This window comes from Rhodanobacter hydrolyticus (genome assembly GCF_044904645.1).
On sequence record NZ_JADIKK010000008.1, the window covers coordinates 110,234 to 134,383 of the forward strand.

The window sequence follows — 24,150 nt, forward strand, 5'->3', positions numbered from 1 at the left end:
GGAGTCGTTGGCGCAAGTGAGTGGTGACGCTTCGCTGAACAAGGGGCAGGCCCAACGACTTGCGCCGGGCATCTTTGCTACTTACAATGGCCATCCAATGTACTAACGCATTAATACATTATGAAACGTCGATCGCTGGATCCCGAGATGCCCGTCGAGTCGGCCGAACTCAGCCTGTGCCAGGCGCTGCTGTCGCTGAAGGACGCGGATGAGATGAATGCCTTCCTCCGCGACTTGTGCACGCCGGCCGAACTCGAAGTGCTGGTGGACCGCTGGCGCGTGGTGCCCTTCCTGCTGGACGGGGTGGCGTACCGCGAGATCCACGAGCGCACCGCGGTGAGCATCACCACCATCGGCCGGGTGGCGCGCTTCCTCAACCAGGGCAATGGCGGTTATCTCGCTGCCGCGGCGCGGGCGACGCGTCGCCGTGCCACAACGAAGAAGGAACGCGCATGAAACCCCGCGACCGTTTGCGCATCGCGATGCAGAAATCGGGCCGGCTCACCGAGCCGGCGCTGGAGCTGCTCAAGCGTTGTGGCCTCACGTTCCGGCAGAGTCGCGACAAGCTGTTCTGCTTCGGCGAAGGCGAGCCGGTGGATTTGCTGCTGGTGCGCGACGACGACATCCCCGGCCTGATCGCGCAGGGCGTGTGCGAACTGGGCATTGTGGGGCGCAACGTGCTCGACGAGTTCCGCCTCACGGCCGGCCGCGAGAGCGAGCCACTGGCCGAGTTGCGCCCGCTGGGTTTCGGCCGCTGCCGGCTTTCCATCGCCGTGCCGCAGGAGTTCGATTACAGCGGGCCCGCGCAACTGGCCGCCCGGCGTATCGCCACTTCGTACCCGGGGCTGCTGGGCGCATGGTTGCGCGAGCATGGGGTTGAAGCCGGCGTGGTGACCCTGGCCGGCTCAGTGGAAATCGCGCCGAAGCTCGGCACCGCGGACGCGATCTGCGACCTGGTGCAAAGTGGCGGCACGCTGGTGGCTAACCAGTTGCGCGAGGTCGATGTGTTGCTGGAAAGCGAGGCCGTGCTGGCTGGCCCGCAGAACATGCCCGCCGACGAGCGCGGCGATCTGATCGAGCTGCTTCTGAAGCGGTTGGATGGTGTGATCCAGGTGCGTGAATCCCGCCTGCTGCTGCTGCAAACCCCGCGCGCCGCGCTGGATGCGGTGACCCGGTTGCTGCCCGGTGGCCCGCAGCCGACCTTGCTGCCGGTGGCCGGCCAGCCTGACCAGCTGATGCTGCAGGCGCTGTGCGCGGGCGAGGTGAGCTGGCGCCAGCTGGAGGAGATCAAGAAGGCCGGTGCGCGCGAGATGTTCGTCCTTCCCGTCGAGAAAATGCTTGCATGAAAGGCCGGCTGCCATGAACTGGATCGATTGGGATTTGCTCGACGAACCGGGCCGCTGTGCCGCATTGGCGCGGCCTGCGCAATCGCGCGCGGCGGAGCTGCGCGAAGACACGGGCCGCATCATCGCCGATGTCCGTGCCCGTGGCGACGAAGCCCTGCGCGAACTGAGCGCGAAATACGACCGTTGCGCCCTGACGGAACTCGAAGTCGACGAGGCCGAGTTCGCCGATGCTGAGGCGTCGCTGGTACCCACCTTGAAAGCGGCGATCCGCGAAGCCGCCGGACGCATCGAGGTCTTCCACCGTGCAGCTGCACCGCAAGCGGTGGGCGTGGACACTGCGCCCGGGGTGCGCGTGGAGCGCATGCTGCGCCCCATCCAGCGCGTAGGCCTGTATGTGCCGGCAGGCAGTGCGCCGCTGCCTTCCACGGCCTTGATGCTGGGCGTGCCCGCGCGCATTGCCGGTTGCCGCGAAGTGGTGCTGTGCTCGCCCGCGCGCGCCGACGGCCGCTGCGATGCCGCGGTGCTGTATGCCGCGCGCCTCACCGGTGTGCACAAGGTGTTCAAGCTGGGTGGCGCGCAGGCGATCGCCGCGATGGCCTATGGCACGGTTTCCGTACCGAAGTGCGACAAGCTGTTTGGTCCTGGCAACGCATGGGTGACCGAGGCCAAGCTGCAGGTGTCGGCCGAGCCGGAAGGCGCAGCGATCGATATGCCGGCCGGTCCGTCCGAGGTGCTGGTGATCGCCGACGCGGAAGCCAATCCGGTTTTCGTAGCCGCCGATCTGCTGTCGCAGGCCGAACACGGCCCGGACTCGCAGGTGATCCTGGTCAGCGAGTCCGCCTCGCTGCTGGATCGCGTCGAGAGGGAAGTCGCGCGGCAATGCGCCGACTTGCCCCGCGCGGAGATCGCCCGGCAGGCGCTTGGGCAGAGCCGCCTGATTTCGGTGTCGTCGCTCGCGCAGGCGATCGAGGTGAGCAACCGTTACGCGCCCGAGCACCTGATCCTGCAGGTGGCCGCGCCGCGCGCGCTGCTGGCCGGTATCGAAAGCGCCGGATCGGTCTTCCTCGGCGCATGGACGCCCGAATCGGTGGGCGACTACTGCAGCGGCAGCAATCACGTGCTGCCCACCTATGGCCATGCGCGCAGCTACAGCGGCGTGTCGGTGGCCAGCTACCAGAAGCAGATCACCGTACAGGAGCTTTCGGCCGACGGGCTGCGCACCATCGGTCCATGCACCGCCGTGCTGGCGGCTGCCGAGCAACTTGAAGCGCACCGCCGTGCGGTGACTTTGCGATTGACCGAACTGGAGACGACGAAATGAGCGTGCTCGATCTTGCGCGGGCGGAAATCCGCGCCCTGCAGCCGTATTCCTCGGCGCGCATGGAGGCCAGCGGCGGGCGGCTGCTGCTGAACGCGAACGAATCGGCGTGGGCGCCGACCGGCGATGTGGGCACCGGCTGCAACCGCTATCCGCAACCGCAGCCGTCGGCTCTGGTGGATGTGCTGGCGCGTCTGTACGACGTGCGCCGCGAACAGCTGCTGGTGGGCCGTGGCAGCGACGAAGCCATCGACCTGCTGGTGCGGGCATTCTGCCGTGCGGGGCGCGATGCGATCCTGATCCAGCCGCCGACCTTCGGCATGTACGCAGTGAGCGCGCGCATCCAGGATGCCGCCGTGGTCGAGGTGCCGCTGCGCGGCGACTTCACGCTGGATGTGGATGCCGTGCTGGCTGCGGTCACCGATGCAGTGAAGCTGGTGTTCGTCTGCACGCCGAACAATCCTGCCGGCAGCGTGGTGTCGCGCGACGACATCGAGCGCCTGGTGCGGGCGCTGGACGGACGCGCGCTATTGGTGGTGGACGAAGCTTATGTGGAGTTCGCGGACGAAGGCAGCGTGGCCGACCTGCTGGACCGCCACGACAACCTTGCCGTGTTGCGCACGCTCTCCAAGGCCTGGGCGCTGGCCGGTGCGCGTATCGGTTGCTTGCTTGCGCATCCGGATGTGATCGCGTTGCTGCGCCGGATCATGCCGCCGTATCCGTTGCCGCTGCCCAGTGTGGACGCAGCCCTGCTCGCGCTGTCCGGGTGGGGCCAGGCGAACGCCCGCGCGCACATCGACGTGGTGCGCAGCGAGCGTGCGCGCATGCGCGCGGCGTTGGCCCGGCTGCCGGGTGTGCGTGACGTGCTGCCTTCGCAGGCGAACTTCCTCACCGTGCGTTTCGACGATGCCGAGGCCGCGTATCGACGCCTGTTCGACGCCGGCATCGTGGTGCGCGACGTACGCCGCTATCCTGGCCTGGGCGATGCGTTGCGTATCACCATCGGCGCACCGGCGGACAATGCACAGGTGCTGGCCGTGCTGGCCAGCTCGGCGACGGTGCGGGGCGCGGCATGAGCGGACGCAAGATCCTGTTCGTCGACCGTGACGGCTGCCTGATCGAGGAGCCACAGGACGAGCAGATCGACAGCTACGAAAAGTTGGCGCTGTTGCCGGGCGTGATCGCCGCGCTGCAGCGCTTCGCCGCTGCGGGCTACGAGCTGGTGATGGTGACCAACCAGGATGGCCTCGGCACGGCGAATTTTCCGGAGGCGGACTTCCAGGGGCCGCAGGAGTTGCTGCTGCGCATCCTGTCCTCGCAGGGCATACGCTTCCGCGAGGTGCTGATCGACCGCAGTTTCCCGCACGAGGGCCTGGACACGCGCAAGCCCGGCACCGGCCTGATGCGTGGCTGGCTGGCCGACGACAGCTGGAGCCGTGCGGCTTCGGTAATGGTGGGCGATCGCGAAACCGACCTGAAGTTTGCCGCGAACATCGGCGTGCGCGGTTTGCGTGTTGGGCCGCAAGGCACGACGTGGAGCGAGGTGGCACACCTCGTGCTGGATGCGCCGCGCATCGCCGAGGCGGTACGCAATACCAAGGAAACCCGGATCCGCGTGCGCGTCGACTTGGACAAGTTGGCCGAGCCGAAGGTGCATACCGGCCTGGGCTTCTTCGACCACATGCTGGAGCAGATCGGCAAGCACGGCGGTTTCGCGCTGGAGCTTTCCTGCGACGGCGACATCCACATCGACGAGCACCACACTGTCGAGGATTGCGCGCTGGCTCTGGGGCAGGCGCTCAAGCAAGCGCTGGGCGACAAGCGCGGCATCGGTCGCTACGGGTTCTGCCTGCCGATGGACGAGAGCGCGGCGGAGGCGCGGCTGGATCTTTCCGGTCGTCCGTACTTCGTGTTCGAGGGCAATTTTCCGCGCGAACGCGTGGGCGAAGTGGCGGTGGAGATGGTGCCGCACTTCTTCCGTTCGTTGTGCGAAACGCTGGGTGCGAACCTGCATCTCGCGGTGCGCGGCGACAACGCGCACCACATGGTCGAAGCCTGCTTCAAGGTGGTGGCGCGCACGCTGCGCCAGGCGATCCGCCGCGAAGGCGACGAATTGCCCAGCACCAAGGGGGCGCTGTAATGACCGTGGTGCTGGTCGATGCCGGCGGCACCAATATCGGATCGGTGCGTTACGCACTGCAACGCCTCGGCGTGGATGCGGCGCTGACCTCCGATGCCGCGGCGATACGCGCCGCCGACAAAGTGATCCTGCCCGGCGTGGGTGCGGCGGGGCCGGGCATGGCGCGGCTGCGCGAGCTGGGCCTGGTCGAGCTGATGCGCTCGCTGACCCAGCCGGTGCTCGGCGTGTGTCTCGGCATGCAACTGCTCTGCGCGCATTCGGAAGAGGGTGATACCGAGTGCCTCGGCCTGATCCCGGCCACGGTGTGCCGCTTCGCGGAGCGGCCCGGCTTGCGCGTTCCGCACATGGGCTGGAACGGCCTGACCGTGCAAAACGCGCATCCACTCCTGCAGGACCTGTCCGACGGCGAGCAGGCGTATTTCGTGCACAGCTATGCGGTGCCGATGAACGAGTGGACCCTGGCTTCGGCGAATTACGGTGAACCGTTCTCCGCCGTGGTCGCGCGCGGCAACTTCCACGGCATGCAATTCCACCCCGAGCGCTCCGCCGCCGTCGGCGCCAGGCTCCTCAAGAATTTCCTCGCCTTATGACGGGTGTCGTATGACTTTTGCCGTGATTCCCGCCATCGACCTGCGCGGCGGCCGTGTGGTGCGCCTGAAGCAGGGCGACTACGCGCAGCAGACGACCTATTCGGACGATCCGCGCGCCGTGGCTCAGCGCTACGCCGAGGCCGGTGCGCGCTGGCTGCACCTGGTCGACCTGGACGGCGCACGTTCGGGCAGCCTCGACAACCTCGCGGTGATCGAGGCCATCGCCCGCGACGGTATGCAGGTGCAGGCTGGAGGAGGCGTGCGCGAGGAGGCCGATCTGCAGCGCCTGTTCGATGCTGGCGTGGCGCGCGTCGTGGTGGGCAGCGTGGCGATCCGTGATCCCGAGCGCGTGGCTGGTTGGCTGGGAAAGCTCGGCGCCGAGCGGCTCACATTGGCGCTGGATACCCGCAACGCCGAAGGCCGCTGGACCTTGCCCAGCGCGGGTTGGATCAAGGCGGAAACGCGCACGCTGGACGAGCTTGCGCCGTGGTATGCCGCGCATGGCGCCCGCCATCTGCTGTGCACCGACATCGAGCGCGACGGCATGCTGGCCGGCTTCAACCTCGGCTTGTATCGCCACCTTGCCGGCATCGTGCCGCAACTGGCGGTGCAGGCCTCGGGCGGTGTGCGTTCGCTGGATGACATCGTCGCGGCGCGCGAAGCCGGCGCGCGCGGCGTGATCCTCGGGCGTGCCCTGCTGGAAGGTCGCTTCACCGTGGCAGAGGCTTTGGCATGCTGAGCCGACGCATTATCCCCTGCCTCGACGTACGCGATGGCCAGGTGGTCAAGGGCGTGCGCTTCCGCGACCACGTGGCGATGGGCGGCATCGTGGACCTGGCGCTGCGCTACCGCGACGAAGGCGCCGACGAACTGGTGTTCTACGACATCACCGCCAGCCCGGAAGGGCGCAGTGTGGACCGCGGCTGGGTGGAGAAGGTGGCGCGGGTGATCGACATCCCATTCTGCGTGGCAGGCGGCATCCGCTCCGTGGACGACGCGCGCGCCGTACTGCATGCGGGCGCGGACAAGGTGTCGGTGAACTCCCCGGCGCTGGAACGGCCGGAGCTGGTCGCCGAGCTGGCCGCTGCCTTCGGCGTGCAGTGCGTGGTGGTGGGTGTCGATTCGCTGCGCGACGCCGACGGCGAGTGGCGCGTACGCCAGTACACCGGCGACCCGTCGAAGACGCGCGCCCTGGCGCGTCGCACGTTGGACTGGGTGGCCGAGGCGCAGCGCCTCGGTGCCGGTGAGATCGTGCTCAACTGCATGGGCAGCGATGGCGTGCGCCAGGGCTACGACCTCGAACAGCTCGGCGCGGTGCGTGCGCTGTGCCGCGTGCCGCTGATCGCGTCGGGTGGCGCCGGCACCATCGAACATTTCCGCGATGCTTTCGTCGAAGCCGACGTGGACGGTGCGCTCGCCGCGAGCGTATTCCACTCCGGCGCGATTGCGATTCCCGAGCTCAAGCGCTACCTGCAAGGGCAGGGCGTGGCCGTGCGAGCCTGTTAACTCGTCATTCCGCCTTTCGCCGGAATGACGGAGAAACCATACTTTCCTGTATGCCTTGGCGCATATGACTGCAGGTACCGCCCATGAGCGACATCCAGACTGATCTAGCGCGACTCGACTGGCCCAAGGGCGACGGCCTCTTGCCCGCCGTCGTGCAGCACTGGCTGACCGGCGAGGTGCTGATGCTCGGCTACATGAACGCCGATGCCCTGGCGGAAACGCAGCGCAGCGGCCACGTCACGTTCTGGAGCCGCAGCAAGCAGCGTCTTTGGACAAAGGGCGAAAGCTCCGGTCACGTGCTGGCGCTGAAATCCATCCGCGTCGACTGCGACGCCGACACGCTGCTGCTGCAGGCGGAGCCGCACGGGCCGACTTGCCACAACGGAACATCCAGCTGCTTCGGCGACGACGTACGGCCGCCACTGGGCTTTCTGGCCGAGCTCGATGTGCTGGTCGCGCGGCGCGATGCCGATCGTCCGCAAGGCAGCTACACCACCCGATTGTTCGAAGGCGGCGTCCGCCGCATCGCGCAGAAGGTAGGCGAGGAGGGCGTGGAGACTGCGCTCGCCGCCGTAGCGCAAGGCGAAAAGGAGCTGCTGGGGGAGGCGGCGGATTTGCTGTTCCACCTCGTCGTGCTGTTGCGTGCGCGCGGGCTATCGCTTGCCGATGCGGCAGGCGTGTTGGAGCGGCGTCACGCCGCGCGTTGAGGCGTCGCCCCAGAGCTCCTTCAAGCTCTCCGCATTAACTGTATTGCCTGGACAGCGAGCCACAGAAGCAGCTCAGCTTTCGGATATCGCGTGGCAGTCCGCCTGTCGCCTAGGAGAAACGGCTTCCGCGACCCTCTGCACAACTTGCTTGTAGCTCCGGCGTATCAAACTAGGCGGCTTCTGGTTCCTTCTCCCTTGACCATGGGCATCCCGCCCTCGGCACCTCGCGCCGGCTTCGCGGCTCGTCACCACTCCTGCGATGGTATGGGTCGGCACAGGGAAGGAGTTCGGGCAGCGGCAGCGATCGAAATCATCTTCTTACTTGCGACAATGCAGGGTGAGGTCCCCAGTGAATCGGAGATTGTCAGGAAGCCTCAAGGATTCGCCGCGGTGGAAGCGGGCGCTGGCGGCGCCGGCATAAACGGTACGGAGGCGCCGGGCACAACGCCCTTGCGCCAGGCATCCAGTTCGCCTTCGATGCCGTCCCCTACATAGCTCTGCGGTTCCGAGGGCGTGAGCTTGTCATGCTGCTCCCACTGCGCGATCTCGGTTTTGGCCTGGGCGAAGGCATCCACGAAGTTGTCGGTACGGTTCAGGGCATCAACCAGGAACGCGTGGCCGAAGTAGGTAAGGTCGGACTCGGTCCCGCAGCCGAACGAGCTGCGGTCGGTGCGCGCGGAAGTGAGCACCAGCGTGCCGCTGGTGGACAACGGAGGAATGAAGCCGCCGGAATAGCAGGCATTGACCACCACCACCTTCCACTTGAACGGGTGCTCCTTGAGGATCTCGGCGAGGTCCTGCGCACCGATCTGGTCCAGCGGCAGCGGATCCATGTCCACCAGCAGTTCGTGGTCGTCGCTGCCATGGGTGGTGACGTAGAGCATCAGGATGTCGTCAGGCTGCATCACCTTGGAAAGTCCGGTCAACGCGGCTTCGAGGTTGTTCCAGCCGGCAATGGGATGCGTGGAAAGCGAGGCCGGGTTGTTCTCCAGCACCAGCGCGTGCGCGCTGGCGCCGAAGCGTTGGCGGAACAGCTTGGCGGCATATTCGGCTTCGTTGCGGAACACGTCCTGGCTGCCGTCGCCGGCAAAGGCGACCAGGTAGAGGTTGGGCTTGCCGGGAACGCGCGGACCCAGTTTCGCCAGCTCGTCCTGCAGCATCTTGGGCTGGGAGTACAGCACCTGCTCGGGCGTGGGGGCCTGCTGCGGCCAATTGGCGTCGCCCTCGCTGTCCTCGCCGTCGTCGGCGGACGAACTGGACGAAGCGACACTGCCGGCCGCGGCCACCGTCGTGCCGGCAATGGACGGCGGCGCGGCGTGGCTGGGCAGCCACTGCATCAACAGCAGGCCGGCGGCGAAGGCGAGCAGGGCGGTAAGGACGGTGCGCATGCGGCGGCGGGCTCAGAGGGTGATGGCGTCGAAATCGGCGTAGGCGGGGTGGCGTGGTTCGGTGGGTATTGCCTGCGGTGGACGCAGCAGCCAGCCAGTCTGGAAGCCGGCGGCTCGGGCGGCGTCCAGTTCTTCGACGATGTCGGAGAGGAACAGCAGATGTTGCGGTTGCTCGCCGATGGCCCCGGCGATTTTTTCGTAGGAGTCCTGCTCGCGCTTCGGGCCGGTTTCGGTGTCGAAATAGCCGGCGAACAGCGTGGTGAGGTCGCCACTCTCGCTGTGGCCGAAGAATAGCTTTTGCGCCGGCACCGAGCCGGAGGAATACACGTACAGGTGCAGGCCCTTTGCGCGCCACGCGCGCAACTGCGCCGCCACTTCGGGATAGACATGGGCGCGGTAATCGCCGGCCTCGTAGCCTTCCTGCCAGATCATGCCTTGGAGGGCCTTCAACGCGGTGAACTTGCGATCCTCGTCTATCCAGCGCAGCAGCAAGTCGATCACTTCCTTGCGACTGGCCTCGATGTAGTTGGCTTCCTTCGCCGCTTCGTGCAGCCAGTGCTGCACCTCGGGCCGGTCGGCGTGGGTCTCGACGAAGGCGGGCAGGCGCTTGCGCGCATAGGGAAACAGCACGTCTTTGACGAAGCTGATCGAACTGGTGGTGCCTTCGATGTCGGTGACGATGGCGCGGATTTCGGGCATGGCTGCTGCTTGGGGCGGTGAACGAACAGTTTACCCGGCCTTGCGCGTCAAACCTTTTCCTGGGAGGAAGGCAAGGCTCAGGTTGTGACGGGTTGCATGCGCGGGAAGCCTGCTGCGATGTCGCTGCCGGTGAAGTTGGCCACCCAGCCTTCCTTGTTGGTGAACAGGCGGATCGCCACGAAATAGGGCGCCTCGCTCATGTCGAACCAGTGCCGGGTGCCGTCCGGCACGCCGATCAGGTCGCCCTGCTCGCACAGCACCTCGTAGACCTTGCCGGCTATGTGCAGGGTGAATTGGCCGGCACCAGCCACGAAAAAGCGCACCTCGTCCTCGCTATGGGTGTGTTCGGAGAGGAACTTCTGGCGCAGCGCGGCGCGATCCGGGTGATCGGGCGCGAGGCTGATCACGTCCACCGACTGGTAGCCTTCCTCGCGCATCAGGCGGTCGATGTCGTTGCGGTAAGCAGCGATCACCGTGTCCTGGCCGGCGCCGGGAGCGATGGGCTGGTTGGCAGCCCACTGTTCGAAGCGCACCCCCACCTTGCCCAATTCGTGGGCGATGGCCGCGTGCTCGGCATGGAGGGACAGTGGTGTTGCCGGATGGTTTTCGTCGAAGATGCGCAGACGGCTCATGCGTTGAGTCTCCGTAGGTCGAGTTCGCAGCCCAGCAGGAATTCCAGTGCCTCCAGATGGCGTCGCGCCTCGGCCATGTCGCGGCCCCAGGTGTAGATGCCATGGCCATCGATCAGGTAGGCCGCGAGCGGCTTGCCGGCGTCCAGCCATGCGTCGACGCGCGCCACCAGCTCGGGCATATGCTGGGTGTTGGGAAACACCGGGATTTCCAGCACGCTTTCGTGCGTGGTGTGGCCGGCGATGGCCTTCTGCAATTCCCAGCCCTCCAGCCGAATCAAGCCGTCGCGCGCGAACAGCCGAGACGCCACGCTCTGCGTGCGCGAATGGGTATGCAGCACGGCCTGTGCTCCCGGCCAGCGCCGGTAGATCTGGGTATGCAGCGCGGTTTCCGCGCTGGGGCGGGCGTCGGTGCCGACGGCATGGCCTTGCATGTCCACCAGCATGATGTCGTCGCGGCCCAGCTTGCCCTTGTCGCGGCCGGAGATGGTGATCGCGGCGTGTTCCGCATCGATGCGCATCGAGAAGTTGCTGCTGGTGGCAGGCGTCCATCCGGCGAGCGCCAGTTCGCGAGCTGCATCGGCAATGGCCTCGGCTCGCGCTGCGAAGAGGCCGGGTGGAATCGAGTCGGGCAGCTGTTGGCTCATGCAAATGGACGTCCAAACGAGTGCGAAACTATATCACGCATGAAGGGGTCGCCCTGCGGCAACGTGTCTGCACCGAATGCGATCCATTCGCGCCTCGATTTGGACGGTGGGCGTAGCATTCCGGATGTTTCCACCATCACGCGTGGTGGGGGCGTTGGCCCATGACGGAGGTTTCCGATGTCTCGTGACGAAAACAACGAATCGCGTCGCCGTTTCCTTAAGTTGGCTGCCGGCACCACGGCGGCCGTGATGGCAATAGGCGGTCTGCCGCGCGTGGTCCGCGCTGCCGATCTGCCGCACGTGGACGATTCCGACCCGACCGCCAAGGCGCTGGGTTATGTGGAGGATGCCAGCAAGACCACCGATCCCAAGCACAAGGCCGGCGACGCGTGCGCCAATTGCCAGTTTTACTCCGGTGGTCCGACCGGCTACGGCCCGTGCGCACTGTTTCCGGGCAAGGCAGTCAATGCGAAGGGATGGTGCGTGTCGCATTCGCCGAAGGCGAAGTGACCGAGCGATTCAGTCCGTTGCATCGGTGATTTGCGTGAAAGGCCGGCACGAGTTGCCGGCCTTTCTTTTGCGCGTGTTCGGCGCGGGGATCGATTGCCAACGGCTGCGTCGTGCAGTCGTGGAATGCGAAGGGAAGGGCGGCGGGAAAAGTGCTGCCCGGCGCGTCAGGCTTGAGGAGCTACCCACCTGACGCGCCGGGCGGCGATCCGGGGCCCACTGCCAAGTGATCAACCCTCGGACTGAGGATCATACCCCCGGCCGAGGCGAATGGGCTGTGGATAGTCGAGGCTCTTTCGGAAATATTCCGTTAAGTCATTCAAAGACAAGGATTTGTTTTTGAATTTGAAGTGTTCCCTGGTGCGGCGGCACTTCGAGACTGGGCCAGTCATGATCGGCATTGATGGCCGAAAAAGGAATGGTTTTCGGCACATTTTGCCGAAGTTCCGGTTCAGGCACTGGCCTGGGTGCGGCGCAGTTTGCTGTGCCGGTAGCCGTAGCCGAAGTAGATCGCCAGGCCGATCATCGTCCAGCTGATCATCAGCAGCCAGTTGAACCAGGACATGAAACTCAGCAGAGCCAGGCAGCTCAGCACGCCGGCGGGACAGATCACCCACGCCCACGGCACGCGGAAGCCGCGATGCAGCTGCGGGGCGGTGTAACGCAGGATCAGCACGCCCGCGCACACCGCGACGAACGCGATCAGTGTGCCCATCGAAGTGAGGTCGGCCAGCAGGTCCAGCGGAAACACCGCGGCGAGGATCGCGATGCCGACGCCGGTGATCACCGTGTTGATGTGCGGCGTGCGGTGGCGCGGATGGATGCGCTCGAGCACCGGCGGCAAGAGGCCGTCGCGCGCCATGATCATGAAGATGCGCGGCTGCGCGATGATCATCACCAGGATCACGGATGACAGGCCGATCAGGGCGCCGATCTCCACCACCCAGCGCAGCCATGCCAGCTGCGGGATGTTCTTGATGGCGGTGACCACCGGATCGGGCGTGTCGAGCTGGGTGTAGGAAATCAAGCCGGTCAGCACGGCCGCCATCGCCAGGTAGAGCACCGTGCAGATCACCAGAGAGACCAGCGTGCCGAAGGGCAGGTCGCGCTGCGGGTTCTTGCATTCCTGCGCGGCGGTGGAGGTGGCCTCGAAGCCGATGTAGGCAAAGAACACCATCGCCGCGCCGCGCATGATGCCCGACCAGCCGTACTTGCCTGACGCCACATTGTCGGGGATGAAGGGATGCCAGTTGGCCGGGTTGATGTAGCGGTAGCCGGCCACCACCACGATAATGATGAGGCCCACCTTTAGCGCCACCATCAGCACGTTGAGGCCGGCTGATTCCTTGATGCCGACGTAGCACAGTGCCGTCAGCGCCATCACGATGGCGACTGCGGGCAGATTCATCAGATGGCCGGTTGCCACGAGGTGGCCATCGGTGAAAGCGAGCGGTGCATCGGTCAGCGTTGCGGGCAAATGGATACCGACTTCGCCGAGGAGACTGACGAAATAGCCGGTCCAACTGGCCGCGACGGCGGATGCGGAGATCCCGTACTCCAGCACCATGTTCCAGCCGATGAACCATGCCACCAGTTCGCCCAGCGTGGCGTACGCATAGGAATAGGAACTGCCCGAGATCGGGATCAACGTGGCGAACTCGGCGTAGCACAGCGCGGTGAAGCCGCTGCAGATCGCCGCGAGGATGAAGGAGATCAGCACCGCCGGGCCGGCATGCTCGGCTGCCGCCTGTCCGGTGACCACGAAAATGCCGGTGCCGATGACGGCGCCGATGCCCAATGCGGTGATCCCCCAGGGGCCGAGCGTGCGCCTCAGTCCAATGCCATGCGCGCCATCGGCGCTGGAGAAATCAATCTTGCGGGCGAGCAGTTGCTTGAACATGGGACTTCCAAACAAGGAACCGGCACGACGTGGTCGTGCCGGTAATGTGGCGAATGACTTGTGCCTGCGCGAATCAGTCCGCTTCGGTACCGTGGGCCAGGTGGCTCTTGCGGTAGCCGTACAGGTAGTACACCACCAGGCCGATCGCACCCCACACGAAGAAGGTGATCTTGGCTTCGCTCGACAGATTGAGGAACAGCAGCAGGCAGCCGATCACCGCCAGCGGACAGATCACCCACGGCATCGGCGTGCGGAACGGACGCGGACGATCGGGCTGCGTACGGCGCAGTATCAGTACACCCAAGGCGACCATGATGAAGGCGAACAGCGTGCCCGAGTTGGTGATGTCAGCGAGGATGCCGACCGGGAACAGCGCTCCGAACAGCGAGACGAAGGTGCCGGTGATCAGGGTGATCACGTGCGGCGTGTGGAAGCGCGGGTGGATCTTGGCGAGCGAGTGCGGCAGCAGGCCGTCGCGCGACATGGTGAAGAAGATACGGGTTTGGCCATAGGTCATCGTCAGGATCACCGACGGCAATGCGATGCCGGCGGCAAAGGCGATGAAAGCGGCGACTGTGTTGTGGTTGAGCAGGCGCACCACATGGGCCAGCGCCTCCTTGCTGCACACCAGCGCCTGCGAACCGTCGCAGGCCGCAGCAAACGCTGGAGTGCCCGGCTCAAGCGCCAGACCGTTCGGGCCCAGCATGGGCTGCGCACCTACTGAACCCACGGCACCGTAGCTCACGAGAAGGTAGTAGACGGTGCACACGCCCAGCGAAGCGATCAGGGCGATCGGGATGTTGCGATTAGGGTTCTTAGTTTCCTCGGCAGCGGTGGAGATGGCATCGAAGCCGATGTAGGCGAATACGATGGAGGCCGCCGCGCCCAGTACGCCGATGCCTCCCATCGGGCTGCCCCAGCCGTTCGGCACGAAGGGCGTGAAGTTCTGGTCCTTCACCGCCGGCAGCGCGACGAAGATGAAGGCGGTAAGGGCGGCAATCTTGATCAGCACCAGCACGGTGTTGACCTTGGCGGACTTCGAAGTGCCGACCACCAGCAGGCCGGTGACCGCCAGGCCGATCAGGCAGGCCAGCAGGTTGAAGCTGCCGCCATCCATCGGGCCAGCCTGCAGGAAGTGCGGCAGCCCGTACCCCGCATGCGCGAGAAGGCCGTTGACGTAGCCAGCCCAGCCCACGCATACCGTACTTGCTGCGATGGTGTACTCCAGCACCAATGCCCAGCCCACGATCCACGCGACGCCCTCGCCAAGCACGCCGTAGGTATAGGTGTAGGCCGAGCCGGCCACCGGCACCATCGCGGCGAGTTCCGCGTAGGCCAGCGCGGCGAATGCGCAGACCACCGCGGCGATCACAAACGCGATCATCATGCCGGGACCGGCCTTCTGGCCCGCCTCGGCGGTGAGCACGAAGATGCCGGTGCCGATGATCGCGCCGATGCCCAACATGGTGAGCTGGAAGGCTCCGAGCTGGCGGGTGAGGCTTTTCTTTTCCGCCGTGGCGATGATCTGATCGATCGGCTTGATGCGTTTGAACAGCATGTGTTGCTCCCCGGGAAACTACGGCGTCACGCTCGAACGGAAACGCGACGAAAAGGGGCGCGACGAGCCGACGGACGCCCAACCATAGCCGAGCGGTTGGAGGGGGACAAGACGCGATGCAGCTAGAATGCGCTTTGTTTTCCGCGCCTCTGCCACAAGTCATGCCACTTCATTTTCCGCATATCGCTACCGCGCTGGACGACTATCTCGCGCGGCATCCCGAAGAGGGCGAGACCGTCGCCGACTTCGAGGTGTTCCTCGCCTCCCACAGGGCCGTGTTCGAGCGCGGCCATGCCGTCGGTCATTTCACCGGGTCCGCCTGGCTGACGAGTGCGGACGGCGAGCGCGTGCTGCTCACGCATCACGCCAAACTGCGGCGCTGGCTGCAGCTCGGCGGCCATGCCGATGGAGACAGCGAACTGGCGCGCGTGGCCCTGCGCGAAGCCGAAGAGGAATCCGGTCTGGGCGATTTGACGGTCGAGCGGGAGATCTTCGACATCGACCGCCACCGCATTCCCGCGCGCGTCGGTGAGCCGGAGCATTGGCATTACGACGTGCGGTACGTGGTGCGCGCCACCGGCAGCGAGGAGTTTGCGATCAACGCGGAATCGCTGGCGCTGGCATGGCAGCCGGTACGCGAGATCGTGCGTAATCCGCAGGCCGATGACTCGCTGCGGCGCATGGCGGGCAAGTGGCTGGCGCGCTCACCGTAGATGCTCTTCGTGCGCGAATGCTCTGGCGCTTCGATCGGAGCACAAGGCAATCGCGCACAGGGTGCTCCTACCCGTAGCGTTCTGGCGCGGGATTGAGGTGTCCGCAATCCTGGCAGGTGCGCGCCTCGCGTGAGCGGTAGAAACGTTCGAATACGGGCGGGAAATCGCGCTCGATGCTGTCGAGGACGAAGTACTCCTCATACAGCTTGTGGTTGCAGCGCTCGCAGAACCACAGCAGGCCGTCCTTCTCATGTGGCAGACGCCGCCGCTCGATCACCAGGCCGATGGAGTCGGCCATGCGTTGTGGCGAATGCGGCACGCGCGCCGGCAGGTAGAACATCTCGCCGGCATGGATCGGGATGTCGCGCGCCACGCCGTCGTCCTGCACTTTCAGCACCATCTCGCCTTCGAGCTGATAGAAGAACTCGGGGCCTTCATCATGGTGGTAATCGGTGCGCGCGTTCGGGCCGCCCACGATCATGACGATGAAATCCCCGTCCACGATGCACTTGTTTCCCACCGGCGGCTTGAGCAGATGGCGATGCTCGTCTATCCAGCGTTGCAGGTCGAAGGGGGCAGTAAGGGCCATGGAGGATCGGTCGAGTGAGAGGCCAAGTATCGGCGGAGCACGGGTGACGATAGCGCGATTTAAGGCGCCCAATCCAGGCTATGGGCCAGCGAACGGCCGGTGAGGCGGTAGCCGTCCGGGCTGAGGTGGATGAGATCGTGCCCCATCAGGCTGGGGTTGGCATGCGCCCAGCCATAGCTGCCGCCCGGGCCGCCCATGAGATCCTGCCAATTCCACGCCACGCAACCGAAGCGGCTGCCCACGTCGCGCTGTATCTGCTCGATGCGCTGGTGGATGCGGCCGTAGGTGAGCAGCGGCAGCGTGCCGCCCTTGCCCTGGCGCAGCACGCCGCGATCGGGCGGCCCGACGAGCACGCAGGACGCGGCGGGAAATACCTGCCGCAGGTTGCCCAGCGCCCGGCTCAGCATGGTCGCGTACTTGTCTCCGTCGAAATCAGGGTCGGCGCCTTCGTTCGTGCCGTATTCCAGCACCACGCCGTCGTAACTCACGCCGTGCAATGCCTGAGCAAGCGCTTCCGGATTGGCGTTCGCCCAGCCTTTGGCGGTGGCAGACGGGATGCCGAAGAAATCGAACGCGACGTCCGGTACTTGCGTGCGATCGAGAATGAAGCCCTGCAATACCAGCTTGCCTCGCGATAGGCGCAGCTTGAGGGTGGAGATCGGGGCGTCGGCGCGTAGCGCCACCATGTGGCTGGTGGCCGCTGCGGGCAGGGACACCGTACGTTGCACGCGGTCGTCGATGACGTAATCGATGGATGCTCCGGCGGGGGCGCTGTAGACCAGTTGCACCTGTTGCACGTCGGTTTGCCGCGCCGCGTCGCGCAGATCGAGCCAGAGATAGCTGTCCGGGCCGGCATCGACAGTGCGATTGGCCAATGCCGGCCCGATATCCAGCGTCGTCGGCGAGGTGTAGGCAATCTCGGTCGTCCAGCTTGAGCCGATGCAGTAAGCGCGCAGGCCGGGCAGCACGATGTTGGCGCGGCCCATGGTCGGCGGCAGGAAGCGTGCTTCCACGCTGAGCCCCTTGTCGCGCAAGGCCTGGATCAGGGTGGGTGCGAACGGACCGCCGGCAATATGGCTGTCGCCCCAGAAGGCAATGCGACGCGGACGGGTGGCGCTACCCGGTGCGAATCCGGCAATGGTTCCGGCAGCCAGCAAGGGTTGTGTGCGGATGACCGTGCGGGCCAGCGACCCGAGCTCGGCATCGCTGGGCATCTGTGAGCCCACCAGGGCAGCGCGACCGCCGGGATTGGTCGCGGACGGCTTGGGCTGGGCCGGCGACGTGTTGGGGCACACCAGGTCGTTGACGCCACCCACGGGCGGTGCGCCATCCTGCGCCATCAACGGCCGGCAGAAAGACAAGGCAAGCCAGCCAGCGCACCAGGCACTGATCGTCAATAAGCGCGAAACAGATGCCATGCGCCACGTACTCCGGTTATTCAAGAATCCATGCCTGCCAAGGATCCGGGCAGGCCGTTCTGCTTCAGGTAAATGAGGTGTTTCCTGTGCAGCTTCCTGCTGTAGATGCCGTCGGGCGCATCGCCAAGGATGCGTTGCAGGTCGCGCACCACTTCGCCGCGTTCGCCAAGATGGAAGGTCTGGGAAAGCACGCTCTCGCGAGTGTAGGTGTTAGGGGAGCTGGAATGCGGGCGACCCAGCGCCGCTACGCAGCGCCAGCGGACGAAACCGACCGGTTTGATGACCTCGCCCTGCGGATTCGCCCATCCCTGCGTCGAAATGCGGTTGGCCACTTCGATCTGCTGTGCAGGCGTCGCTTCCGCCGGGGTCGGGGCGAATTCGTCGCCGCCCCAGGTTTTCCAGTCATCCTCCGAAATCCCAAGGCCGCCCGAGCGGTGTCCGTTGTTTTTCCAGTTGGCGTCGGTTTCGCACAGCGCCATCTTGCGCCAGTAGGCGTCGCTGGCGGCTGACTGGGCGGCGAGCACCAGGGTCGGCGAGAGGTCGCCTGCCATGTTGGCACTTGCTTGAGACACGAGGGCGGTGTCCGTTGCCGGCGTGTTGTCTCGCGCCAGATGCCCGGTGCGCATGATCTCCGTGATGAACGCGCGCTGCCCGATGGTGGTCAGGTGCACGCCGTCGGAGACGAAGTAGTCGGGCTGGTTTTCGGAGAGATCACTCCAGCGGACTACCACGACGTTGGGAAATTCCGGTGCGACGTGGTCGATGAGCGCGTTGTTCGCTTCCATCCAGCGCCGCGGCACGTGCGTGTTGACCAGCACCACGCGCTTGCAGTCCGACAGCATGGAGAGGATCTGCCGCAGTTGTTCCTCGGTGACGTACCCGTTCGTTCCCAGGTGCACCAAGGCGACGGCACGCAGCGACTCGGCGTTCTTGAGCGCCTTGAGCTGGCGGATGACGTCGGCGGCCTGCCACCCCATCGTGGCGTGCACGTCCACGCCGGGCAGGGTGACCTTCAGCAGCCTGCTGGAACCCAGCAGCACCGAATCGCCTATGGCAGTGAGATCGCCACCGGTGTACGTCTGGACGGTGGGTTCATCCGGTAGCGTCGGCAGGACCGGCGGAACGATTGGCTCGATGGGAATTTCCACCGACGTGGCGGAAAGAGGGGCGAGCTTGCCTTGCAACGCAATGGGCGTTGCCGGCGCATCCAGTGACAGCGCTTCGCGCACGTCCAGTGCGGGCCTCGCTTCGGCAGGGGCGTGCCGCAGGGTCGCGCCCACGGAGCCGAAGGCCAGAGCCATCGACAACGCGATGGCCAGTCGCCCCGACCAGGCGTGGCGACGCTTGCCGGCGAAGATGCGTTCGAGCGCGCCGCGCCGCACCGGCATCTCCAGCCAACGGTAGGATAGTTCGGCGACGGCGAGCGTGAGCATGATGCGCAAGACAAGCGTCTCGCTGTGGCCCAGCCTGCGCAGGTCGATGTCCGGCCGCGTCAGCATGAAGATGGGCCAATGCCACAGGTAGATGCCGTAGGAACGCTCGCCGAGCCAGCGCATTACCGGGTTGTCCAGGCAGCGGCCGAAGGCCATGCCGGGATGGGTGGCCACGGCGATCAGGGTGATGGCCGCGGTGGCTGCTCCCAGGAAGCCCCAGGGATAGAGCACAGGCGAATTCTCGCCCATCACGGCGAACAGCATGATCATCAGGGCGAGCGCCCAGAGGCCGAGCAGCCAGCCAAGGATGCGTAGTGCGATGCCCGGATGTTCGGCCGGCGAAGGTTGCCAGAGCAGCCCAAACGCCGACCCAAGCAGCAAGGCGAAGCCATGGGTGTCGGTCCCGAAATACAACCGGGACGGATCGCCCTGTCCGGGGTAGCCCATCCGCTGCGCAAGCACCACCATCCAGGTCGCCGAGGCGATGGCAAGCAGGATGGCGACGGTCGCCAGCGCGCGCCGGCCAATGCGCGGCAACACGATGAAGGCCAGCGGTGCCCAGGCGATGTAGAACTGCTCTTCGATCGCCAGCGACCACAAGTGCTGCAGCAGCGGCGGCCGGCCGGTGGCTTCGAAGTACGAGGTCTGGCTGCGCAGCAGTTCCCAGTTGGTGGCGTAGAAAAACGAGGCGAAGGCATCGCTGCGCAGGTGGGGCAACGCGTCGCGCGCGACCCGCGCCGCGACGGCCACGACGACAGCCATCATCAGCCAGGCGGCCGGAAGCAGGCGCTTGGCGCGGCGCCAATAAAAGTTGCGCAGACCGAGCCGTCCCGTATCGTCCACCTCGCGGGCGATCAGACCGGTGATCAGGAAGCCCGAGATGACGAAGAACAAGTCGACTCCCAGGTAGCCGCCGCGGGCCCAGTAGAAGTCGGCATGGAAAAGCACGACGGCCGTGACCGCGATGGCCCGGAGGCCATCGAGTCCGGAAAGGCGTGCAGCGGGGACTGGAACAGCTTGCGTGGAGACAACGGCCACCCCTGGATGGCCTTCCACTTCCTGTGGGTACTCGGCGACTAGCATGGAGCTGTTCTTGGGTTGGAGGATGGTGCGAAAAGGATGGTCGCCCATTGTGCTGGGGCGGCGGCCAAAACGGGCGAATTCGGGGCGGCTTGGGGCGCCCTCCCGGTCAAACCTCCAGCGTGGCGAGGTCGCCCTTTTCCTCCAGCCAGGCCTTGCGGTCGCTGGCGCGCTTCTTGGCGAGCAGCAAGTCCATCAGCTTCGCGGTGCCGTCGTCGCCCTCCACGGTGAGCTGGACGAGGCGACGGGTGTCGGGATGGATGGTGGATTCGCGCAATTGCGGCGGGTTCATCTCGCCCAGGCCCTTGAAGCGGGTAACGCTGACCGTGCCCTTCATCTTCTCGCGCTCGATCTTCTGCAGCATCGCCTGCTTTTCGTTCTCGTCGAGGCAGTAGAACACCTGCTTGCCCACATCGACGCGGAACAGCGGCGGCATCGCCACGAACACGTGGCCCTCGCTGACCAGATGCGGGAAGTGCTTGAGGAACAGCGCGCTGAGCAGGGTGGCGATGTGCAGGCCGTCGGAGTCGGCATCGGCGAGGATGACAACCTTGCCGTAGCGCAGGCCGGCGAGGTCGTCCTTGCCTGGGTCGCAGCCGATCGCGACGGCGAGGTTGTGCACTTCCTCGGAGGCCAGCACCGAGGTCGATTCCACTTCCCAGGTGTTGAGGATCTTGCCGCGCAGCGGCAGGATCGCCTGGAACTCCTTGTCGCGCGCCTGCTTGGCGCTGCCGCCGGCGGAGTCGCCCTCCACCAGGAACAGCTCGGTGCGCGAGAGATCGGTGGAGGTGCAGTCGGCCAGCTTGCCGGGCAGGGCGGGGCCTTGCACGATCTTCTTGCGTACCACCTGCTTGGCGGCCTTGAGCCGCGCGCTGGCACGCTCGATGGCGAGCTGGGCGATGCGTTCACCGCTGTCCACGTTCTGGTTCAGCCACAGGCTGAAGGCGTCGTGCACCACGTTCTCCACCAGCGCGGCGGCATTGCGCGAGGAGAGGCGCTCCTTGGTCTGGCCGGCGAACTGCGGATCGAGCAGCTTGGCGCTGAGCACGAAGGCGAGCCGCTCCCACACGTCTTCCGGCGCCAGCTTCACGCCGCGCGGCAGCAGGTTGCGGATGTCGCAGAACTCGCGGATGGCATTGGTGAGGCCGGAGCGTAGGCCGTTGACGTGGGTGCCGCCCTGCGCGGTAGGGATCAGGTTGACGTAGCTTTCTTGCACCAGCTCGCCTTCCGGCAACCAGGCCAGCGCCACGTCCATGCCTTCGGTGTCGCGCGCGATGTGATGCACGAAGAGATCCGCCGGCAGCGCCTCGCCGCCGTCGAGTTCGCCGCGCAGGTAGTCGCGCAGGCCGTCCTCGTAGAGCCATTCGCTGGTCTCGCCGCTGGCTTCGTCGGTGAGCTTCACCGCGAGGCCGGCGCACAGCACGGCCTTGGCGCGCAGCAGGTGCTTGAGTTTCGACAGCGAGATCTTCGGCGAGTCGAAGTATTTCGGGTCGGGCCAGAAGTGCACGGTGGTGCCGGTCTTCTTCTTCGGCACCGTGCCGATCACCTGCAGCTCGCTCACGCGGTCGCCGTGCTCGAAGGCCATGCGGTATTCGTTGCCGTCACGGCGGATGGTCACTTCCACCCGCTGCGACAGCGCGTTCACCACCGACACGCCCACGCCGTGCAGGCCGCCGGAGAAGTTGTAGTTCTTGCCGCTGAACTTGCCGCCCGCGTGCAGGCGAGTAAGGATCAGTTCCACGCCCGGAATGCCTTCCTCCGGATGGATGTCCACCGGCATGCCACGGCCGTCGTCGGTGACCTCGACCGAGCCGTCCGAGTGCAGCACCACCTCGATCGCTTTCGCGTGGCCGGCCAGCGCCTCGTCCACCGAGTTGTCGATCACCTCCTGCGCCATGTGGTTGGGGCGGGTGGTGTCGGTGTACATGCCCGGGCGGCGCTTGACCGGGTCCAGGCCGGAAAGGACTTCAATGTCGGCGGCGTTGTAGCGACTGCTCATGCGTGGGGAATATGCCGGTGGAAACGCCGCAGCATGGCTGCGGGTGGGTGGAGGGTCAAGCCGTTCGACGTGGCGCGATCAAAGTGGAGCGCAATGCCACTCCAGCCAGGCGAGGTCGGCACCTTCCAGCAGCGGCGCCAGTGCCGCGCGCACGGTGGCATGGTAGTCGTCCAGCCACGCGCGCTCGTCGGGGCCAAGCAGGCTCGGTTCCAGTGCACGGCGGTCGAACGGGCACAACGTGAGCGTCTCGAAGGCGTAGTAGTCACCGAACTCGGTGCGCTCGGCTTCGGCTACCACCGCGAGGTTTTCGTGGCGGATGCCGTGGCGACCCGGCTTGTACAGGCCAGGTTCGATGGACGAGATCATGCCCGGCTCCAGCGCCACCAGCGCGCCGCCGGAAATCGGCGGCCGGATGGACTGCGGACCTTCGTGCACGTTGAGGAAGTAGCCCACGCCGTGCCCGGTGCCATGGCCATAATCGCAGCCGGCCGCCCACAGCGGCGCGCGCGCCAGCGCATCGAGCTGCGGGCCGCTGGCGCCTTTCGGGAAGCGGGCGCGGGACAGCGCGATCATGCCCTTCATCACCAGCGTCGCGTCGCGTCGCTGTTCGGCCGTGGTTTCGCCCAGCGCCAGCACGCGGGTGATGTCGGTGGTGCCGCCGAGGTATTGGCCGCCGGAGTCGATCAGCAGCAGGCCCTTCGCCTGCAGCGTGCTGTGCGACGCCTGCGTGGCGCGGTAGTGCGGCAACGCGCCGTTGGCCTGGTAGCCGGCGATGGTGGCGAAACTTTCGCCGATGAAGTCCGGCTGCGCGGCGCGGGCGGCGTGCACGAGGCGGTGCACGTCCAGTTCGGTGAGCGGCTTGCCTTGCGCGAGCTGGTGCTCGATTTCACGGAACGCGCCGGCCAGTGCGGCACCGTCGCGGCGCATCACCTCGCGCACGTGGTCCAGCTCGGCCGGTGTCTTCAGCGCCTTGAACGCAGTGCTGGGGTTGGCGGCTTCGGTGCGTTGCACGGCGGCAGGAATCGTGTTGCTGATCGCGCAAACCACGCGACCGGCATCGAACAGCAGCGTGTCGGCCTTGCCCAGCTCGGCCAGTGCGCCGGTGATGCCTTCGTAGGACGCGATGGCAATGCCATCGGCGGCGAGCTGCGCCACCAGTGCGTCGTCGAACTTGCCGCGCTCGGCGAACAGCGTGGCCTTGCCTTCGGTGGCCACCAGCAGGTGGGCGAGAAACACCGGGTTGCACTCCACGTCGCTGCCGCGCAGGTTGGTGAGCCAGGCGATGTCGTCGAGACTGGAGAGCAGGTGGTGCGTGGCGCCGTGCTTGCGCATGGCGCTGCGCAGTCGCGCGAGCTTGTCCGCGCGGGCGGTGCAGGCCCAGGCGATGGGATGCTCGACGATGCGTGCATGCGGGAGACCGGGACGATCGTCCCAGATCGTGCCAGGCAGGTCGAGATCGGTGCGCACGCGCACACCGTGTTCGGCCAGCTTGCCTTCCATCGAGCGCAGGCCGGCCAGCGACACGCTGTCGCCGGCCACGGCGAGGGTTTCACCGTGATGCAGGTGCGAAGCCAGCCAGTCGAGGTGTTCGGCCGTGTGCGCCACGCGCAGCTTCATCAAGGCGACACCGGTGCCGGCCAGTTGCTGTTCGGCCTGCGAGAAGTAGCGTGAGTCCGTCCACAGGCCCGCGTGTTCGCGCGTGACGATTAGCGTGCCGGCCGACCCGTCGAAGCCGGACAGCCATGCGCGCGCCTGCCAGCGTTCGGGCAGGTATTCGGACAGGTGCGGGTCGGCGCTGGGGACGATCACGGCGGCGACGCCGTGCTGCTGCATGGCCGCGCGCAACGCGGCGATCCGGGCGGGGATGGGCGTGTTCATGCGCGGCACTTTAGCAGGCGCGACAGCGCGGCCCGCCAAATCTCACAACAGATGAATTCGGTCGCCCGGACATCTCGCAGCGAAGGCCGTCTGCCGCTAGAATAT

22 protein-coding genes are annotated in these 24,150 nt (G+C 66.1%); 11 read left to right on the plus strand and 11 right to left on the minus strand.

Going from position 1 to position 24,150, the window contains the following annotated elements; all coding sequences use genetic code 11:
- Nucleotides 1-120 precede the first annotated feature (120 nt).
- The 9 genes from ISP25_RS02950 (at nt 121) to hisIE (ending at nt 7,607) form a co-directional block, all read left to right on the plus strand.
- Nucleotides 121-456 (plus strand): YerC/YecD family TrpR-related protein, encoded by a 336-nt coding sequence (locus ISP25_RS02950; RefSeq protein ID WP_404611553.1) that lies wholly within the window; start codon nt 121-123, stop codon nt 454-456.
- Nucleotides 453-1,346, plus strand: coding sequence for an ATP phosphoribosyltransferase (gene hisG, locus ISP25_RS02955; protein WP_404611555.1), 894 nt, complete (start codon nt 453-455; stop codon nt 1,344-1,346). Before ISP25_RS02950 ends, hisG begins: the two co-directional genes overlap by 4 nt.
- A 13-nt stretch (nt 1,347-1,359) precedes the next feature.
- A complete protein-coding gene (gene hisD, locus ISP25_RS02960) occupies nt 1,360-2,667 on the plus strand; it encodes a histidinol dehydrogenase (protein WP_404611557.1) in 1,308 nt (435 codons plus the stop codon).
- Entirely contained in the window at nt 2,664-3,740 is a 1,077-nt protein-coding gene (hisC, locus tag ISP25_RS02965; protein ID WP_404611559.1) for a histidinol-phosphate transaminase, read from the plus strand. The genes hisD and hisC overlap by 4 nt, the downstream gene beginning before the upstream one ends.
- Entirely contained in the window at nt 3,737-4,804 is a 1,068-nt protein-coding gene (hisB, locus tag ISP25_RS02970; protein ID WP_404611560.1) for a bifunctional histidinol-phosphatase/imidazoleglycerol-phosphate dehydratase HisB, read from the plus strand. The genes hisC and hisB overlap by 4 nt, the downstream gene beginning before the upstream one ends.
- Nucleotides 4,804-5,394, plus strand: coding sequence for an imidazole glycerol phosphate synthase subunit HisH (gene hisH / locus ISP25_RS02975; protein ID WP_404611562.1), 591 nt, complete (start codon nt 4,804-4,806; stop codon nt 5,392-5,394). Before hisB ends, hisH begins: the two co-directional genes overlap by 1 nt.
- A gap of 10 nt (nt 5,395-5,404) precedes the next feature.
- The gene (gene hisA / locus ISP25_RS02980) at nt 5,405-6,133 is read left to right on the plus strand and encodes a 1-(5-phosphoribosyl)-5-[(5-phosphoribosylamino)methylideneamino]imidazole-4-carboxamide isomerase (RefSeq protein ID WP_404611564.1); all 729 of its coding nucleotides are present in this window, start codon (nt 5,405-5,407) and stop codon (nt 6,131-6,133) included.
- Entirely contained in the window at nt 6,127-6,900 is a 774-nt protein-coding gene (hisF, locus tag ISP25_RS02985; protein WP_192157758.1) for an imidazole glycerol phosphate synthase subunit HisF, read from the plus strand. Before hisA ends, hisF begins: the two co-directional genes overlap by 7 nt.
- 83 nt (nt 6,901-6,983) lie before the next feature.
- Nucleotides 6,984-7,607: a bifunctional phosphoribosyl-AMP cyclohydrolase/phosphoribosyl-ATP diphosphatase HisIE gene (gene hisIE, locus ISP25_RS02990; RefSeq protein ID WP_404611566.1), complete on the plus strand. Its 624-nt coding sequence runs from the start codon at nt 6,984-6,986 to the stop codon at nt 7,605-7,607.
- Nucleotides 7,608-7,981: 374 nt separating this feature from the next.
- Here hisIE and ISP25_RS02995 read toward each other — a convergent pair whose 3' ends face one another.
- The 4 genes from ISP25_RS02995 to ISP25_RS03010 form a co-directional block, all read right to left on the minus strand.
- On the minus strand, nt 7,982-8,995 hold the full coding sequence (locus ISP25_RS02995; RefSeq protein ID WP_192157754.1) for a C13 family peptidase: 1,014 nt from the start codon (nt 8,993-8,995) through the stop codon (nt 7,982-7,984).
- Between the two features lie 12 nt (nt 8,996-9,007).
- Complete coding sequence (gene mtnC / locus ISP25_RS03000; protein ID WP_404611568.1) at nt 9,008-9,694, minus strand: acireductone synthase; 687 nt, start codon at nt 9,692-9,694, stop codon at nt 9,008-9,010.
- 77 nt (nt 9,695-9,771) lie between these two features.
- Nucleotides 9,772-10,326: a 1,2-dihydroxy-3-keto-5-methylthiopentene dioxygenase gene (locus ISP25_RS03005; RefSeq protein ID WP_404611570.1), complete on the minus strand. Its 555-nt coding sequence runs from the start codon at nt 10,324-10,326 to the stop codon at nt 9,772-9,774.
- Nucleotides 10,323-10,970, minus strand: coding sequence for a methylthioribulose 1-phosphate dehydratase (locus tag ISP25_RS03010; RefSeq protein WP_404611572.1), 648 nt, complete (start codon nt 10,968-10,970; stop codon nt 10,323-10,325). Before ISP25_RS03010 ends, ISP25_RS03005 begins: the two co-directional genes overlap by 4 nt.
- A 177-nt stretch (nt 10,971-11,147) precedes the next feature.
- Between ISP25_RS03010 and ISP25_RS03015 the strand changes: the two genes are divergently transcribed.
- The gene (locus ISP25_RS03015; protein ID WP_192157746.1) at nt 11,148-11,480 is read left to right on the plus strand and encodes a high-potential iron-sulfur protein; all 333 of its coding nucleotides are present in this window, start codon (nt 11,148-11,150) and stop codon (nt 11,478-11,480) included.
- Between the two features lie 448 nt (nt 11,481-11,928).
- Here the strand turns inward: ISP25_RS03015 and ISP25_RS03020 are convergent, their stop codons facing one another.
- Both ISP25_RS03020 and ISP25_RS03025 read right to left on the minus strand, forming a co-directional pair.
- A complete protein-coding gene (locus ISP25_RS03020; RefSeq protein ID WP_404611574.1) occupies nt 11,929-13,377 on the minus strand; it encodes an amino acid permease in 1,449 nt (482 codons plus the stop codon).
- 73 nt (nt 13,378-13,450) lie between these two features.
- Nucleotides 13,451-14,935 carry an amino acid permease gene (locus ISP25_RS03025; RefSeq protein WP_192157742.1) on the minus strand — a complete coding sequence of 495 codons (1,485 nt, stop codon included), beginning with the start codon at nt 14,933-14,935 and terminating at the stop codon, nt 13,451-13,453.
- A gap of 161 nt (nt 14,936-15,096) precedes the next feature.
- Here ISP25_RS03025 and ISP25_RS03030 point away from each other — a divergent pair, with 161 nt between their 5' ends.
- Complete coding sequence (locus ISP25_RS03030) at nt 15,097-15,648, plus strand: NUDIX hydrolase (RefSeq protein WP_404611576.1); 552 nt, start codon at nt 15,097-15,099, stop codon at nt 15,646-15,648.
- Nucleotides 15,649-15,715: 67 nt separating this feature from the next.
- Here the strand turns inward: ISP25_RS03030 and ISP25_RS03035 are convergent, their stop codons facing one another.
- The 5 genes from ISP25_RS03035 to ISP25_RS03055 all read right to left on the minus strand — a co-directional run bounded on the left by ISP25_RS03035 (nt 15,716) and on the right by ISP25_RS03055 (nt 24,045).
- Nucleotides 15,716-16,237 (minus strand): 3-hydroxyanthranilate 3,4-dioxygenase, encoded by a 522-nt coding sequence (locus ISP25_RS03035; RefSeq protein WP_404611578.1) that lies wholly within the window; start codon nt 16,235-16,237, stop codon nt 15,716-15,718.
- 59 nt (nt 16,238-16,296) lie between these two features.
- A complete protein-coding gene (locus tag ISP25_RS03040; protein WP_404611580.1) occupies nt 16,297-17,655 on the minus strand; it encodes a GDSL-type esterase/lipase family protein in 1,359 nt (452 codons plus the stop codon).
- Nucleotides 17,656-17,675: 20 nt separating this feature from the next.
- Nucleotides 17,676-20,171 carry an acyltransferase family protein gene (locus ISP25_RS03045; protein WP_404611582.1) on the minus strand — a complete coding sequence of 832 codons (2,496 nt, stop codon included), beginning with the start codon at nt 20,169-20,171 and terminating at the stop codon, nt 17,676-17,678.
- A 106-nt stretch (nt 20,172-20,277) separates the two neighbouring features.
- Nucleotides 20,278-22,167, minus strand: coding sequence for a DNA topoisomerase IV subunit B (gene parE / locus ISP25_RS03050; RefSeq protein ID WP_404611584.1), 1,890 nt, complete (start codon nt 22,165-22,167; stop codon nt 20,278-20,280).
- Nucleotides 22,168-22,245: 78 nt separating this feature from the next.
- A complete protein-coding gene (locus ISP25_RS03055) occupies nt 22,246-24,045 on the minus strand; it encodes an aminopeptidase P family protein (RefSeq protein WP_404611586.1) in 1,800 nt (599 codons plus the stop codon).
- Nucleotides 24,046-24,150 lie beyond the last annotated feature (105 nt).

Bases quoted from the DNA above. Each gene is read 5' to 3' on its own strand.
- ISP25_RS02950 (WP_404611553.1), top strand. From the start codon at position 121: ATGAAACGTCGATCGCTGGATCCCGAGATGCCCGTCGAGTCGGCCGAA.
- hisG (WP_404611555.1), top strand. From the start codon at position 453: ATGAAACCCCGCGACCGTTTGCGCATCGCGATGCAGAAATCGGGCCGG.
- hisD (WP_404611557.1), top strand. From the start codon at position 1,360: ATGAACTGGATCGATTGGGATTTGCTCGACGAACCGGGCCGCTGTGCC.
- hisC (WP_404611559.1), top strand. From the start codon at position 2,664: ATGAGCGTGCTCGATCTTGCGCGGGCGGAAATCCGCGCCCTGCAGCCG.
- hisB (WP_404611560.1), top strand. From the start codon at position 3,737: ATGAGCGGACGCAAGATCCTGTTCGTCGACCGTGACGGCTGCCTGATC.
- hisH (WP_404611562.1), top strand. From the start codon at position 4,804: ATGACCGTGGTGCTGGTCGATGCCGGCGGCACCAATATCGGATCGGTG.
- hisA (WP_404611564.1), top strand. From the start codon at position 5,405: ATGACTTTTGCCGTGATTCCCGCCATCGACCTGCGCGGCGGCCGTGTG.
- hisF (WP_192157758.1), top strand. From the start codon at position 6,127: ATGCTGAGCCGACGCATTATCCCCTGCCTCGACGTACGCGATGGCCAG.
- hisIE (WP_404611566.1), top strand. From the start codon at position 6,984: ATGAGCGACATCCAGACTGATCTAGCGCGACTCGACTGGCCCAAGGGC.
- ISP25_RS02995 (WP_192157754.1), bottom strand. From the start codon at position 8,995: ATGCGCACCGTCCTTACCGCCCTGCTCGCCTTCGCCGCCGGCCTGCTG.
- mtnC (WP_404611568.1), bottom strand. From the start codon at position 9,694: ATGCCCGAAATCCGCGCCATCGTCACCGACATCGAAGGCACCACCAGT.
- ISP25_RS03005 (WP_404611570.1), bottom strand. From the start codon at position 10,326: ATGAGCCGTCTGCGCATCTTCGACGAAAACCATCCGGCAACACCACTG.
- ISP25_RS03010 (WP_404611572.1), bottom strand. From the start codon at position 10,970: ATGAGCCAACAGCTGCCCGACTCGATTCCACCCGGCCTCTTCGCAGCG.
- ISP25_RS03015 (WP_192157746.1), top strand. From the start codon at position 11,148: ATGTCTCGTGACGAAAACAACGAATCGCGTCGCCGTTTCCTTAAGTTG.
- ISP25_RS03020 (WP_404611574.1), bottom strand. From the start codon at position 13,377: ATGTTCAAGCAACTGCTCGCCCGCAAGATTGATTTCTCCAGCGCCGAT.
- ISP25_RS03025 (WP_192157742.1), bottom strand. From the start codon at position 14,935: ATGCTGTTCAAACGCATCAAGCCGATCGATCAGATCATCGCCACGGCG.
- ISP25_RS03030 (WP_404611576.1), top strand. From the start codon at position 15,097: ATGCCACTTCATTTTCCGCATATCGCTACCGCGCTGGACGACTATCTC.
- ISP25_RS03035 (WP_404611578.1), bottom strand. From the start codon at position 16,237: ATGGCCCTTACTGCCCCCTTCGACCTGCAACGCTGGATAGACGAGCAT.
- ISP25_RS03040 (WP_404611580.1), bottom strand. From the start codon at position 17,655: ATGGCATCTGTTTCGCGCTTATTGACGATCAGTGCCTGGTGCGCTGGC.
- ISP25_RS03045 (WP_404611582.1), bottom strand. From the start codon at position 20,171: ATGCTAGTCGCCGAGTACCCACAGGAAGTGGAAGGCCATCCAGGGGTG.
- parE (WP_404611584.1), bottom strand. From the start codon at position 22,167: ATGAGCAGTCGCTACAACGCCGCCGACATTGAAGTCCTTTCCGGCCTG.
- ISP25_RS03055 (WP_404611586.1), bottom strand. From the start codon at position 24,045: ATGAACACGCCCATCCCCGCCCGGATCGCCGCGTTGCGCGCGGCCATG.